Raw genomic sequence first — 13709 nt, 5'->3', positions numbered from 1 at the left:
CCCCCGCCCCGCCCCAACCGCGAGCCTTAGCCGCCTTCGCGGACGAGGGTCGCGATGCGCAGGTCGCGGGCGCGGGTCTGGTGGGCCGTCATCGCCGCGCGGGCCTTTTCCGCATCCCTCGCGCGGACGGCGTCGAAGATCTCGCGGTGCTCTTCCCGGATGCGGTCGAGGTTGTCCGGCGCCGAGGTGGACGTGGAATCGTGCGCCGCCAGCTGGGTTTCCAGGCCGTCGAGCAGCCGGCTGACCGTCCTGTTCCGGCCCGCGGCCCGCAGCGCGAGGTGGAACTCGTGGTCCAGCCGGAGCCGGGCGGCGGTGTCCGAAGCGTGTTCGGCCTGGTCGAGCAGGTGCTCCAAGCGCGCGTGGTCCAGTTCGGAGGCGTGCACCGCGGCGGCCTGCGTCGCGGCGGCGTCGAGCGCGATCCGGGCATCGAAGATCTCCAGGATTTCCTCCGCCGACCGCAGCGGCACGCGGTAGCCCGCCGCGGTCCGCTCGACAAGACCCTCCAGCTCAAGGCGGCTCAACGCCTCCCGCACGGGCGACCGCGAGACGCCCAGTTCCCCGGCGAGCCCACTGGAGGTGACGACCCGCCCTGGCCGCAGCTCGCCCTCCAGGATGCGCTCGCGAATCCGGAGGTAGGGCGTCGTTTCCCCGGTCGCGAGGCCCGCAGTGATCGCCATCCGCTCATTGTCGCGCACGCCCCGCCGCCCCGATGACGACAGCTGCATTCATGTGTCTTCACTCGCATTGACAGCGCACCGGGGCTCCGCGAGGGTGGAATCATGAGCGCCCGCGCCGGACTGTTGCTGACCAGGCGCCGGCACATCGACCTGGTGCGCACCGCCGGCGGCCGCTGTCGCTGAGCCGCGGCCACCCCCTCGCCGCTTCCCGTCTGCCTGACCACGTCCAGAAAGCGGTTTCCCGAAATGTCTTCGCCCGAAGAGCAGATGCACCTCGCCGCGTTCGTCACCGCGGGCCCGGGGCGGCCCGGTGGCTGGCGGCACCCCGACTCCGTCTCGGACTGGCGTTCGGCGGCGTACTACCAGCAGATCGGCCGCGCGCTCGAACACGCGAAGTTCGACCTGATGTTCTTCGCCGACATCCTCGCCGTGCCCTACCGCTACGGCGATTCGCTCGACCCGCAGCTGCGCTACGGCGCGCTCGGCTCGATGCGCCTGGACCCGACGCCGGTGCTGGGCGCGATCGCAGGCGCCACCGAGCACCTCGGCCTCGCCGCCACCGTCTCGACCACCTACGTCGAGCCGTTCAGCGTCGCCCGTTCGTTCGCGACGCTCGACCACCTCTCCGGCGGGCGCTCGGCGTGGAACATCGTGACCTCCTTCCAGGACGCCGAAGCCCGCAACTTCGGCAAGGAAAGCCATCTCGACCGAGCGCAGCGCTACCGCCGCGCCGAGGAGTTCCTCCAGGTGACCGCGAAACTGTGGGACAGCTGGGAGGACGACGCGCTGGTGCTCGACCCCGAAGCGCCGATGTTCGCCGACCCCGCGCGCGTGCACCGCGTCGACCACCACGGCGAATGGTTCGACGTCCAGGGCCCGCTGAACGTGGCGCGCCCGCCGCAGGGCTACCCGGTGCTGATCCAGGCGGGCGCTTCCCCGTCGGGCCGGGACTTCGCGGCGCGCTGGGCGGACGTGATCTTCTGCAGCCACGCCTCGCTGGACGCCGCGAAGGACTTCTACGTCGACATCAAGGGCCGCGCGCGCAAGCAGGGCCGCGACCCGCGCCAGGTGAAGATCCTGCCCGCGATCACGCCGGTCGTGGCCGAAACCACCGAAGCCGCCAGGGAAAAGTCGCGGCAGCTACGGGATCTCGTCGCCCCGGAGGCCGGACTGTCCACTTTGTCCTATCACCTGGACATCGACCTCGCACCGTTCCCGCACGACGAAGCCTTGCCGGACATGGAAGTGCCGGGTGTGCAGGGCCACTACGAAGAGGTCCGCGAGATGACCGAGAAGAGCGGGCTCACCCTGCGCGAGCTCGGCCGGCAGTACGGCGGCACGCACGAAGGCGACTTCTCGGGCACACCGTCCGAAGTGGCCGACGCGCTCGAAGAGTGGTTCACCGAGGGCGGCTGCGACGGCTTCACCGTGAGCGCGGTGTACCAGCCGGGCGCCTTCGACGAGTTCGGCGAGCAGGTCGTGCCCGAACTGCAGAAACGCGGCCTGTTCCGCACCGAGTACACCGGATCCACCCTGCGCGACCACCTCGGCCTGGACAGGCCGGCCACCGGTGACTGGCGGCAGCGCGCGGCACGTGAGGAGGCCTGAATGACCACGACCGGCATCGCCAGGGTGACCGGCACGCTGACCCCGGTGGAGGGGCGGTACCTGCTCGGCGCGGGCGCGAACCACTTCGTGTCCGACGCCCGCGTCGGGCCGGGCGAGGCGATCAGCGCGGGCGAGCTGTTCATCTCGGCCGCGGTGTCGTGCGCGCTGGCGAACGTGACCCTGCACGGCACCGAGTTCGGGGCGGATCTGACGGGAGCCTCGGTGACCGCGCGGTCCGAACGCGATCCCGAGGACTCCACCCGCTACCGGTCGGTGGTGCTGACCTTCTCCCTCCCGCGCGTGCCCTCGGCGACCGCGCGGGAGATCGTGGACCGGTTCACCGCCACCTGCCCGATCTACAACACCATCCGGCGTGGCGGCGAGATCGAGACGGTGCTGCTGCCCTCAGAGCTGTGATCCGCCGCCGTCCACGATGAGCTCGGTGCCCGTGGTGTAAGTGGCGTCGAAAGCCAGGTACAGCACGGCTTTCGCGACTTCCTCCGGGGTACCGAAGCGTTCCATCGGGATGTCGGCCTTCATCTGCGCCTTGGTCCGCGCGGCGGCCTCGGCCGGCATCGAGCGGTCCAGGATGCCGGTGTCGATGGGCCCGGGGCTCACGGCGTTGACGCGGATCTCGCGTGGCAGCAACTCGCGGGCGAGGCCGCGGGTCATCGAGCGCACGGCGGCCTTGCTGGCGGCGTAGGCGCTGATCATCGGGATACCCTTGGTGTTCGCGACCGAGGTCGTCAGGACGATGCCGCCGCCGGGTTTCACCAGCGGCGCCAGCTTCTGCACCGTGAAGTACGGGCCCTTCGCGTTGATCGCGAACAGCTCGTCGTAGGTCTCCTCCGGCACCGCTTCGAAGGGGGCGAACCGGGTGACGCCCGCGTTCGCGAACAGCGCGTCGATCGTGCCGAACTCGGCCTTCACGACGTCCGCGAGCGCGTCGATGTCCGGCAGTGCAGCGGCATCGCTGCGCACGGCGATGGCGTTGTCGCCGAGCTTCTCCTTCGCGGCGTCGAGCGTGGCCCGGGTGCGTCCGGTGATCAGCACCCGCGCGCCGCCGTCCACGAGCAGTTTCGCCGTGGTGAACCCGAACCCGCTGCTGCCCCCGGTGATCACGGCCGTCGTGCCGTCGTACTTGCCCATTCTGGATTTCCCTTTGCTCGCTTGGACTTCCTGGCACTTCCAGTCAAGGCCGGTCCGCCGGCGGCGTCCAAGACCCGTTGTGCACCTCGTCATGCGGCAGGCGCATGACGGGTATCCTGGGGCCATGCCTGAGTTCCCGGATCTCGAGCTGCGGCTGGTGCGGTACTTCGTGGCCGTCGCGCAGCACGGCAACTTCGGGCGGGCCGCCACGGCGCTCCACGTGGCCCAGCCGTCGTTGAGCCGGCAGATCCAGCGCCTGGAGGACCAGCTGGGCGCGCGCCTGCTCGACCGCACCCCGCACGGCAGCACGCTGACGGAGTCGGGCGAGGCGTTTCTCCCGCAGGCAAAGGCTTTGCTGGCCGCCGCGCGCGAGGCGGCGGTCACCGCGCGGGCCGCCGCGCCCGGCCGCGTGATCACCATCGGCTACGTCGAGGACCTCGTGATCACGCCCGCGGTGCGGCAGCTGCGGCGCCGCTTCCCGCGGGCCGAGGTCCGCACCCGGCACCTGGACTGGCAGGAGACCGACGCGCTCCCCGAAGGCCGGGTCGACGCGCTCGTCGCCCGTCTCCCGCTCTCGTTTTCGTCGGCCCGGCTGACGGTGACGCCGCTGTACGAGGAGCCGCGCGTGCTGCTCGTGCCGGCCACGCATCCGTTGGCGGGCAAGGAGTCCGTGACGATGGACGATCTCGCCGGCGAGGGTCTCGTGGCCTGCACGAGCACCGCCACGCTGTGGAGCAGTCCCGGGCCCGAGGCGGACGACAGTTTCGAGGACAAGCTGGAGCTCATCGCCGACGGCAGCTCCGTGGCCGTGCTGCCCGCCGGGGACAAACGCAGCTCACTCCGTGAGGACCTGGCGATCGTCCCGGCCGAGGACGCCGAACCGGTCCAGGTCGTGCTGGCCACCCGCATCGGGGACGAGAATCCGCTGGTCAAGGCGTTCCGGGAGCTCAGCGGGGAGCTGCTGACCGCCGCCTGACGCGCGGCCGGGCCCCTCGATCTCACTCTCCGTGGTCAACAAGTTTCGTCTCAGATATTGTAAACAATTTGATTGACGATTATGGTGCCAATGAACGGCACTGACGGCGCCACAACGCTCATCGAAGAGGACCCGCCTTGATCATCGACTGCCACGGTCACTACACCACCGCCCCGCCCGCACTGGAGGCCTGGCGCAAGCGGCAGATCGCCGCCCTGTCCGGCGAGCCGGCCCCGGCCCGCGCGGACCTGCGTATCAGCGACGACGAGCTGCGCGAGACGATCGAGGGCAACCAGCTCAAGCTGATGGACGAGCGCGGCATCGACCTGACGATCTTCTCCCCGCGTGCCTCGTTCATGGCGCACCACATCGGCGGCTTCGAGACGTCCGCGGAATGGGCGGGCATCTGCAACGAGCTGTGCTACCGCGTCAGCAAGCTGTACCCGGACCGCTTCGCCCCCGCCGCGATGCTGCCGCAGTCCCCCGGCGTGGACCCGGCCACCTGCATCCCCGAGCTGACGCGCTGCGTCGAGGAGTACGGCGCCGTCGCGCTGAACCTCAACCCGGACCCCTCCGGCGGGCACTGGACGGCCCCGCCGCTGACCGACAAGTCCTGGTACCCGATCTACGAGAAGATGGTCGAGTTCGACGTGCCCGCGATGGTGCACGTGAGCACGAGCGTCAACCCCGCGTTCCACACCACCGGCGCGCACTACCTCAACGCCGACACCACGGCGTTCATGCAGCTGATCCAGGGCGACCTGTTCAAGGACTTCCCCACCCTGAAGCTGATCATCCCGCACGGTGGCGGCGCGGTGCCGTACCACTGGGGCCGGTTCCGCGGCCTGGCGATGGCGCTGGACAAGCCGGAGCTCGAGGAACACTTGCTCGGCAACGTCTTCTTCGACACCTGCGTCTACCACCAGCCCGGCTCGGACCTGCTCTTCGACGTCATCCCGGCGCGCAACATCCTGTTCGCCTCGGAGATGATCGGCGCGGTCCGCAGCATCGACCCGCGCACCGGCCAGTACTTCGACGACACCCGCCGCTACGCGGAGGCCTCGCCGAAACTCTCCGCGGATGACTGGGCCGCGATCAGGGAACACAACGCCCGTCGCGTCTACCCGCGGCTGGACGCCCTGCTCAAGAACCAGGGCCGCTGACAGAGAACTCCGAGGATTCCATGAGCACGCTGCAACCCAAGACCCCCGGCTGGCTGGACTGGTACGACGGCCCGTCCGAACCGGCCTTCCGGCTCCCCGACGGCACCGTCGACGCGCACTGCCACGTCTTCGGTCCCCAGGCGGAATTCCCCTTCGCGCCGGAGCGCAAGTACACGCCGTGTGACGCGAGCAAGGACCAGTTGTTCGCCCTTCGCGACCACCTCGGCGTGAGCCGGAACGTGATCGTGCAGGCCACCTGCCACGGCGCGGACAACTCCGCGATGCTCGACGCCGTGCGCGCGTCCGGCGGCCGGGCGCGCGGCGTCGCGACGGTGCGCCCGGACGTGACCGAGAGCGAGTTGCGCGAGCTGCACGAGGCCGGGGTACGCGGAGTGCGGTTCAACTTCGTCAAGCGCCTGGTCGACGCCTCCCCGAAGGATAACCTCGGCACGATCGCGGCGAAGATCGCGCCGCTGGGCTGGCACATCGTGCTCTACTTCGAGGCCGCGGATCTCGAAGAGCTGGAAGGCTTTTTCGGCTCGCTGCCCGCACCGCTCGTCGTCGACCACATGGGACGGCCGGACGTGACGCAGCCGGTGGAGGGCCCGGAGTTCACCCGGTTCCTGCGCTTCGTCGACCGCAACGACGTCTGGGTGAAGGTGAGCTGCCCCGAGCGACTCACCGTCACCGGGCCCCCGGCGCTGAACGGCGAGCGGCACGCGTACACCGACGTCGTGCCCTTCGCGCGGCGCGTCGTTTCGGAGTTCCCCGACCAGGTTCTGTGGGGCTCCGACTGGCCGCACCCCAACCTCAAGAACCACATGCCCGACGACGGCCTGCTCGTCGACTACGTCCCGCAGGTGGCGGTCACGGCCGAGCAGCGGCAGAAGCTGCTCGTCGCCAACCCCACCCGCCTCTACTGGCCCGGCGAAACAGCCTGAGCCCCCATTCCGAAGGGCATGCGATGCAGCACGCCAATGCACTCAACCGGCTGAACCGGTTGCCGGTCTCCCGGTTCCACAAGATCACCCTGCTCGCGGTGTCGTTCGCGTACTTCTTCGAGTTCGCCGACATCAACAGCTTCTCGACCACCTCGCCGAAGCTGATCAAGCTGTGGGGTACCACGGTCAACCAGGTCGCCTACGTGACCTCGCTGTCGTTCGTCGGCATGTTCCTCGGCTCCGTCGTGGCCGGCGCGATCGCCGACCGCTGGGGCCGCAAACGCGCGCTGATGTGGACCACGGTGTGGTTCGGCGTCTTCTCGCTCGCGGCGGTGTTCTCGTGGGACATCTGGTCGCTCGGCGTGTTCCGCGTCCTGACGTCCGCCGGGCTGTCGGCGATGACGGTGGTCGCGGTCATCTACGTCAACGAGCTGTACCCGGCCGCCAGCCGCGGCAAGTACCAGGCCTACGCGATCGTGATCGGCATCTGCGGCACCCCGGTCACCAGCCTCATCGCCAGCGCCGTCGTCGACATCAACTCGTGGACCTGGCGGCTGGTCTACCTGTGGGGCGCGCTGGGCATCCTGCTCGTGCTGTTCACCAGGCAGCTCAAGGAATCCCCGCGCTGGCACGAGAGCAGGGGCAGGCACGAGAAGGCCGACGAAATCCTGCGCGAGATCGAGGCGCGGGTGATCGCCGAGAAGGGCCCGCTGCCCGAGCCCGCGCCGCCGATCGAGGAGGCTCCGGCGGGCAAGGCGCCGCTGCGGATGCTGCTGCAGAAGAAGTACCTGTTCCCGACGCTGCTGCTCACCGTCGTGTGGGTCACGCAGACGATCGGCTTCTTCGGCTACTCGACGTGGGCGCCCACGCTGCTGGCCAAAGAGGGCTTCAGCGTGGAGAAGTCGGTGTTCTACGTCGCGCTCACCACGGTCGGCGCCCCGCTCGGCTCGTATCTCGCGGCGCTGGTCACCGACCGCTTCGAGCGCAAGTGGTGCCTGGTCGGGTTCGGCGTCGTGATCGCGGTGTGCGGCCTGCTGTACGGGCTGACGTTCAACCCGATCCTGATCGTCGTGTTCGGCTTCTCGGTGAACCTGTTCGAGCGGGGCTACACCGCGCTCGGGTACGCCTACTCCCCCGAGCTGTTCGACACCCGCGCCCGGTCGCTGGGCACCGGGGTTTCGTACGGGCTGGGCAGGCTCTCGAACGCCGCGGGGCCGCTGATCGTCGCCGCGCTGTACAACAACAGCGGCTACCAGAGCGTTTTCCTGTTCATCGCGGGCACCTGGATGGTCGGCGCGGTCGTGCTGGCGATCTTCGGCCCGCGCACGCGCCAGGCCGCGCTGAAGCCCGAACCGGACACGGTCGGCGTCTGATCCGATACAAACTTGTCTGAGAAATAGTTGACAATTTCTTCTACAGCAGCGTAACTTCCGTCCTCGCAGTGGCTCGACCGATCAAAGCCGACCGGCGAGGAGACCCCGGATGCGCTGGTTTTTAGTTCGTCCTCGAAGAAATCGTCGCTTGTCCCTCCTGCGCCCGGCCGTGCTCGCCGGTGCACTCGTCGCCTCCTGCTTGCTGGCGACAGGCACCGGCGACGCGGCTTCGCGCACGCCCATCACCCCCGAGGGCCTCGCGGACCTGCCCGCGATCCAGCCCGCGATGCAGTGCTCGGCCGTCACCGGCCTGAAGCTCGACCACGTGACCGACGCGCCGGTCACGATCCAGTCGGCCACCGTCGTCTCCACCGGGACCGCCGCGCCGTACTGCGAAGTGCGCGGCACGATCTCCCCCGCCGACACGATCGTCCTGCGGCTGCCGGTGAACGGCTGGACGCAGCGCTACGTGCAGACCGGTTGCGGCGGCCTGTGCGGCAGCGCGAACATCGACTACGGCCAGGCGTCGAACTGCCCGCCGGTCACCGACGGCACGGTCGCCAGCGCCACCACCGACATGGGGCACCAGGGCCTCAACGACGGTTCGTGGGCGCTGGACAACCCGCAGGCGCAGATCGACTTCGCCTACCGCGGCGTGCATGTCACTTCGCAGGTCGCCAAGGCGATCATCGCGAAATTCTACGGCCGCGCGGCGAAGTACTCCTACTTCACCGGCTGCTCCGACGGCGGCCGCGAAGCGCTCATGGAGGCCCAGCGCTATCCCGGCGACTTCGACGGGATTTCGGCGGGCGCGCCGGCCAACAACATGGCCGTGCAGAACACCTACCACCACGCGTGGAACGTCGTCGCGAATCTCGACGACAACGGGAAGTTCATCCTCTACGCCGCCAAACTGCCGATGATCCACGCCGCGGTGCTCAACGCCTGCGACGGGATCGACGGCCTCCGCGACGGCCTGATCGACGATCCGCGCCAGTGCCATTTCGACCCGGATGCCTTGCGCTGCAAGGCAGGCCAGGACACCTCGACGTGCCTCTCCCCCGCCGAAGCGGCGGTGGTCCGCAAACTGCATGACGGCGCCACCGACGCCAAGGGCAACCGCCTGGAACCGGAAATCGCGCACGAGTGGGGGTCCGAACTGGACTGGACGCTGTTCGTCCCGGCCACCCCGGACCAGATCCCGCAGAGCGAGAACTTCGCCTTGTCCTACCTGCGGTACCTCGCGTTCCCGGACGCGCAGAACCCGGACTTCCAGTTGTCGGACCTGAAGTTCACGGTGCAGGCGTTCTGGAACACCGTGCAGTCGTCGAGCTACATGTCCGCGATGGACCCGGATCTCGGCGCTTTCCAGCGCGGCGGCGGGAAACTCCTGCTGTGGCACGGCTGGAGCGACCAGCACATCTCGCCGCAGAACACGCTGGAGTACTGGGACGCGTTGCGCGGCACGATGGGCGGGAGCACCGTCGACCGCTTCGCGCGGCTGTACCTGTTCCCTGGTGTCGCGCACTGCGGCGGCGGTGAGGGGCCGAACACCTTCGACGTGCTGACGCCCGTGATGGCGTGGGTCGAAAGTGGACGGTCGCCGGACAAGATCGTCGCCTCGAACGTCACCAACGGCACGGTCACCCGCAGCCGCCCGGTGTACCCGTACCCGACGGTGGCCCGCTACGACGGCACGGGCAGTGTCGACGACGCGGCCAACTTCGTCCCGTATACGCCGCGTGGCAAGGATTCCCCGGGCTACGCGTGGGTCGGCTCGCAGCTGTACTCGCACGGATACCAGACGTGGTGCCGCGCGGACGGCACCACGCTCGAATGCCGTCCGTCGCAGACCTGGCTGACCCGCCGGAAGACGCTGTCGGGCTGATTCCGCTTTTTCGCGGCCCGCCATGTCACAGCGCGCCCGTCCTCTCTCGTCTTGGGGTGTGACAGACCCCGAGACGAGGAGAAAACGATGAGCGAGCGGAAGGTCGCGCTGGTCACCGGCGCCAACAAGGGCATCGGCCGGGGCGCGGCGGCAGAACTGGCCGCGCTCGGGATGACGGTGCTGGTCGGCGCCAGGGATCCGCGGCGCGGCGCGGCCGCCGTGGCGGAGCTGCGCGGCGACGTGCACGCGGTGACCCTGGACGTCGCCGATGCCGCCACCGCGCGCGAAGCCGCGAAGTGGATCGACGAGCGCTTCGGGCGGCTGGACGTGCTGATCAACAACGCCGGCATCAGCGGATCCGGGCAGGTCAACCCGGAGGACGCGACCGACCAGATCCCCAGTACGGTCGAGCTGGACCTGGTCCGGAAAGTGTTCGAGACCAACGTGTTCGGGGTGATCTCGGTGACGAACGCGATGCTGCCGCTGCTGCGCCGTTCAGCCGCGCCCCGCATCGTCAACGTCAGCAGCCACGCCGCGTCCGTCACCCTGGCCAGCGACCCGGACGGGCCGATGGCGGCGTTGCTCCCGTCGGCCGCCTACAGCCCGTCCAAGTCCGCGCTCTGCGCGCTGACCGTCCAGTACGCCAACGAACTCCGCAAGGACGGCTTCCGCGTCAACGCCGTCGCACCCGGGTTCGTCGACACGGATGCCAACAACCACACCGGTTTCCTCACGGTCGCGCAGGGCGCCGCCGTGCTCGTGCGCCTCGCGACGATCGGCGACGACGGGCCGACCGGCGGGTTCTTCAGCGAAGAGGGCCCCCTGCCGTGGTGACCCCGGACAGCAACCGGGTCGTGGAGTTCGAGGAGCTGCGGCCGCTGCTGTTCTCGATCGCCTACCGCCTGCTCGGCAGCGTGAGCGAAGCCGAGGACGCGGTCCAGGAAACCTGGCTGCGCTACGAGAGTTCCCCGACCCAGCCCGAGTCGGTCAGGGCGTATCTCTCGGCCACGGTGAGCCGCATCGCGATCGACGTGCTGCGCTCGGCCCGCGTCCGGCGCGAAGCCTATGTCGGGCCGTGGTTCCCGGAGCCGTTGCTGGCCGACCCGTACGAGGATCCGCAACGCTCGGCCGAGCTGGCCGACTCGTTGTCGATGGCGGCGCTGCTTCTGCTCGAACGGCTCAGCCCGCTCGAGCGCGCGGTCTTCGTGCTGCGCGAGGTGTTCGGCTTCGGGTTCCCGGAGGTCGCGTCCACAGTCGGCCGCTCGGAGGCCGCGTGCCGTCAGCTCGCGGTGCGGGCGCGGCGGCACATGGACGCGGGCCGCCCGCGGTTCGAGGCCGACCGCGCCCAACGGGAGGCGCTCGCGGTCCGGTTCCTCGACGCTTTCCGCGACGGGGATCTCGCCGCGCTGACCGAGTTGCTGGCCGCGGACGTCCAACTGGTCGGCGACGCCGGCGGCAAGGCGCCGAACTGGGGCGAGGTCTTCGCCGGTAGCGCGAACGTCGCCCGGGTGCTGGCCGCGCTCATGCCGCTGTTCGCCCGGATCGGCGCCCGCGTGGACCCGCACGAGGTGAACGGCCAGCCGGGCGCCGTGTTCCGCGACCGTGACGCCCGCGTGCTGAGCACCTGGGCGTTCGACGTCCTCGAAGGCCGGATCCAGACGATCCGCACGATCACCAACCCGGACAAGCTCGCCCACCTCGCGCCCGTGGCGGATGCCTGGGCGGCCTTGCGCGAGGCCGGTCAGGGCTGAGGTCCTTTTCGGACGGTGACAGTCCCGCCGCGTTCCATCTCGTCGAACAGCGCCGCCGCCCGGCCCGCGCTCGCCAGCGCGCGCGGGCCGGTGCTGACGAGCGCGAGCACCACGATCACCACGCCCAAACCCACTACCAGCAGCCAGATTCCGCGCGCGGCGGCGGTGAACTCGGCCGCCCTGTGCGCGGAACCGACCGCCGTACCGGCGATCGCCACTCCCAGGCTGACCCCGACCTGTCTGCCGACCGACGCGAGCGAACCGGCGAGCCCGGCCATCGACCGCGGCATCCCCGAGATCGCCGTGTTCGCGATCGGCGGGTTGATCGTGGCCTGGAAGATCCCGAACACCACGTAACTGCCGAGGACGACCGGCAATGGCGTGGCCGGGCCGAAGCAGGCCGACACGGCGCCGCTCAGCGCCAGCGCCACCCCGGCGACGACGAGTGGCGCACGCGGCCCTCGCGCGCCGACGAACCGGCCGGTCTGCGGCGTCAGCACGAGAATCAGCACACCGACGGGCAGCACGCACAGCCCGGCCGCCAGCGCCGAAAGCCCTCGCACGCTCTGCAGGTACAGGGTGGTGAGAAACAGGAACACGCCGAAGCCCGCGAAGGCGAACAGCGCCATCGCGATCGCCGAGCCGAACGGCACGCTGCGGAACAATCTCAGTTCCAGCAACGGTTCCCGGCGACGCGTCTCGTACCGGATGAGGGCGGGCAGTGCGAGCGCGACCACGGCGAGCAGCCCGAGGATGAGCGGCGACGTCCAGCCCAGCCGCGCCGATTCGATGATCGCGAAGACCAGGCTGCCGAGCACCAGCACCACCAGCAGCTGCCCCACCGGATCGAACCGGCGGCCGTGGGCGGCGCGGGACTCCGGCACGAACCTCCGGGCGCACACGAGGGCGGCGGCGACGATCGGCACGTTGACCCAGAAGATCGCACGCCAGCCGAGCGCGTCCACCAGCGCGCCGCCGAGTATCGGCCCGAGCCCCAGCGAAAACCCCGACATGGCCCCGAAAACGCCGATCGCCCTGGCTCGTTCGGCCGGGTCGGTGAACGTCGTGACGATGATCGCCAGCGCCACCGGGTTGAGCATCGTGCCCCCGGCCGCCTGCACCGCGCGAGCCGCGACGAGCCAGCCGATGCCCGGCGCCAGCGCGCACAGCACCGAGCCGAGGCCGAACACCGCCAGCCCGGTCATGAAGACCCGGCGTCGCCCCACTCTGTCCGCTGTGGACCCCGCCGCCAGCAGGAAAGCGGCCAGTACCAACGTATAGGCGTCGACTGTCCATTCCAGACCGGACACGGGCGCGGCGAGATCCCGGCGGATCGAGGGCAGCGCGACGTTGACGATCGAGATGTCCATGATCGCGACGACCATCGAGGCGCAGCAGATCGCGAGCACGAGCATCCGGCGGCGGTCCGGCGGCGTTGAGACTTCCATGCCCGCAACGCTAGGATTTAGAGCGTGCTCGAAGTCAACGCACGAACCGCGGGCGTGAGCATCGCGGAGGCCGCGCGGCGCACCGGGGTCAGCGTGCACACCCTGCGTTACTACGAACGCGCCGGGCTCGTCGTCACGGCCGTGGACCGGACGGCGGGCGGGCGGCGCCGGTACAGCCCGGTCGACCTGGAGTGGATCGGCGTCTGCACCAGGCTGCGGTCGACGGGGATTCCGATCCGGACCATCCGGCGCTACGCCGAGCTCGTCGCCGCCGGGCACGGCAACGAGGAGGAGCGGCTGGCCCTCATGGAGGCGCACCGGGAGGAGGTGCTGGCGAAACTCGCCGAGATACGGGAACACCTCGAGCTGATCGACCACAAGATCGACGTCTACCGAGGCCGCCTGGCCGCCGGCGACGCCGACCGCCTCTGGGCCCCACGCGCGGAGGACTAGCGTCCACTGTGGACGCTCCGGCTGTTTGATGGGGTGGCTGACGAACGATGGCCCAGCTTGCGGGCCCTCGGCCAGCCCACGCTCCCACCCAGCCACCGGCGAGCGGCGGCCAAGCATCCGCCGCCACGGGCAACCGCGCGCCCACCGCTCCGCGCCGTCTCAAGCCACGCCACAGCCCCGCGCGGTCGCCACCGGCGAGCGGCGGCCAAGCACCCGCCGCCACGGGCAACCGCGCGCCCAACACTCCGCGCCCCGCCGCCACAGCCCCGGTCGCCACCAAGC

At 70.0% G+C, this 13709-nt stretch carries 13 protein-coding genes; 10 read left to right on the top strand and 3 right to left on the bottom strand.

What is annotated here, in order from left to right; genetic code table 11:
• Positions 1-26: 26 nt before the first annotated feature.
• The gene (locus tag FPZ12_RS43680; RefSeq protein ID WP_144759553.1) at positions 27-677 is read right to left on the bottom strand and encodes a GntR family transcriptional regulator; all 651 of its coding nucleotides are present in this window, start codon (positions 675-677) and stop codon (positions 27-29) included.
• Positions 678-923: 246 nt separating this feature from the next.
• Here FPZ12_RS43680 and FPZ12_RS43675 point away from each other — a divergent pair, with 246 nt between their 5' ends.
• On the top strand, positions 924-2285 hold the full coding sequence (locus FPZ12_RS43675) for an LLM class flavin-dependent oxidoreductase (protein WP_243770339.1): 1362 nt from the start codon (positions 924-926) through the stop codon (positions 2283-2285).
• Complete coding sequence (locus tag FPZ12_RS43670; protein ID WP_144759550.1) at positions 2286-2702, top strand: OsmC family protein; 417 nt, start codon at positions 2286-2288, stop codon at positions 2700-2702. It begins immediately after the preceding gene.
• On the opposite strand, the gene FPZ12_RS43665 is transcribed toward FPZ12_RS43670, so the two are convergent.
• Positions 2691-3434: a glucose 1-dehydrogenase gene (locus tag FPZ12_RS43665; RefSeq protein ID WP_144759547.1), complete on the bottom strand. Its 744-nt coding sequence runs from the start codon at positions 3432-3434 to the stop codon at positions 2691-2693. The two genes, FPZ12_RS43670 and FPZ12_RS43665, sit on opposite strands and share 12 nt — an antisense overlap.
• Before the next feature lie 124 nt (positions 3435-3558).
• On the opposite strand from FPZ12_RS43665, the gene FPZ12_RS43660 reads away from it, so the two are divergent.
• The 7 genes from FPZ12_RS43660 (at position 3559) to FPZ12_RS43630 (ending at position 11526) form a co-directional block, all read left to right on the top strand.
• On the top strand, positions 3559-4410 hold the full coding sequence (locus FPZ12_RS43660; protein ID WP_144759543.1) for a LysR family transcriptional regulator: 852 nt from the start codon (positions 3559-3561) through the stop codon (positions 4408-4410).
• 137 nt (positions 4411-4547) lie between these two features.
• Entirely contained in the window at positions 4548-5573 is a 1026-nt protein-coding gene (locus FPZ12_RS43655) for an amidohydrolase family protein (RefSeq protein ID WP_144759513.1), read from the top strand.
• A gap of 20 nt (positions 5574-5593) precedes the next feature.
• On the top strand, positions 5594-6514 hold the full coding sequence (locus FPZ12_RS43650; protein WP_144759510.1) for an amidohydrolase family protein: 921 nt from the start codon (positions 5594-5596) through the stop codon (positions 6512-6514).
• Between the two features lie 23 nt (positions 6515-6537).
• Positions 6538-7887 carry an MFS transporter gene (locus FPZ12_RS43645; protein WP_144759507.1) on the top strand — a complete coding sequence of 450 codons (1350 nt, stop codon included), beginning with the start codon at positions 6538-6540 and terminating at the stop codon, positions 7885-7887.
• A gap of 148 nt (positions 7888-8035) precedes the next feature.
• Entirely contained in the window at positions 8036-9775 is a 1740-nt protein-coding gene (locus tag FPZ12_RS43640; RefSeq protein WP_208026226.1) for a tannase/feruloyl esterase family alpha/beta hydrolase, read from the top strand.
• A gap of 87 nt (positions 9776-9862) precedes the next feature.
• Positions 9863-10609 carry an SDR family NAD(P)-dependent oxidoreductase gene (locus FPZ12_RS43635; RefSeq protein ID WP_144759501.1) on the top strand — a complete coding sequence of 249 codons (747 nt, stop codon included), beginning with the start codon at positions 9863-9865 and terminating at the stop codon, positions 10607-10609.
• On the top strand, positions 10603-11526 hold the full coding sequence (locus FPZ12_RS43630; RefSeq protein ID WP_243770338.1) for an RNA polymerase sigma-70 factor: 924 nt from the start codon (positions 10603-10605) through the stop codon (positions 11524-11526). Before FPZ12_RS43635 ends, FPZ12_RS43630 begins: the two co-directional genes overlap by 7 nt.
• On the opposite strand, the gene FPZ12_RS43625 is transcribed toward FPZ12_RS43630, so the two are convergent.
• On the bottom strand, positions 11517-12974 hold the full coding sequence (locus tag FPZ12_RS43625) for a DHA2 family efflux MFS transporter permease subunit (RefSeq protein ID WP_208026225.1): 1458 nt from the start codon (positions 12972-12974) through the stop codon (positions 11517-11519). The genes FPZ12_RS43630 and FPZ12_RS43625 overlap by 10 nt on opposite strands.
• A 24-nt stretch (positions 12975-12998) precedes the next feature.
• Here FPZ12_RS43625 and FPZ12_RS43620 point away from each other — a divergent pair, with 24 nt between their 5' ends.
• Entirely contained in the window at positions 12999-13427 is a 429-nt protein-coding gene (locus FPZ12_RS43620) for a MerR family transcriptional regulator (protein WP_144759498.1), read from the top strand.
• Positions 13428-13709: the final 282 nt, after the last annotated feature.

It is taken from the genome of Amycolatopsis acidicola, from assembly GCF_007713735.2.
GTDB classification, from domain to species: Bacteria; Actinomycetota; Actinomycetes; order Mycobacteriales; family Pseudonocardiaceae; genus Amycolatopsis_E; species Amycolatopsis_E acidicola.
Note: the sequence above shows the minus strand (reverse complement) of the source record. Positions and strands in the feature narration are given on the sequence as shown.

Bases quoted from the DNA above. Each gene is read 5' to 3' on its own strand.
- FPZ12_RS43645 (WP_144759507.1), top strand. From the start codon at position 6,538: ATGCAGCACGCCAATGCACTCAACCGGCTGAACCGGTTGCCGGTCTCC.
- FPZ12_RS43670 (WP_144759550.1), top strand. From the start codon at position 2,286: ATGACCACGACCGGCATCGCCAGGGTGACCGGCACGCTGACCCCGGTG.
- FPZ12_RS43635 (WP_144759501.1), top strand. From the start codon at position 9,863: ATGAGCGAGCGGAAGGTCGCGCTGGTCACCGGCGCCAACAAGGGCATC.
- FPZ12_RS43680 (WP_144759553.1), bottom strand. From the start codon at position 677: ATGGCGATCACTGCGGGCCTCGCGACCGGGGAAACGACGCCCTACCTC.
- FPZ12_RS43665 (WP_144759547.1), bottom strand. From the start codon at position 3,434: ATGGGCAAGTACGACGGCACGACGGCCGTGATCACCGGGGGCAGCAGC.
- FPZ12_RS43650 (WP_144759510.1), top strand. From the start codon at position 5,594: ATGAGCACGCTGCAACCCAAGACCCCCGGCTGGCTGGACTGGTACGAC.
- FPZ12_RS43660 (WP_144759543.1), top strand. From the start codon at position 3,559: ATGCCTGAGTTCCCGGATCTCGAGCTGCGGCTGGTGCGGTACTTCGTG.
- FPZ12_RS43625 (WP_208026225.1), bottom strand. From the start codon at position 12,974: ATGGAAGTCTCAACGCCGCCGGACCGCCGCCGGATGCTCGTGCTCGCG.
- FPZ12_RS43675 (WP_243770339.1), top strand. From the start codon at position 924: ATGTCTTCGCCCGAAGAGCAGATGCACCTCGCCGCGTTCGTCACCGCG.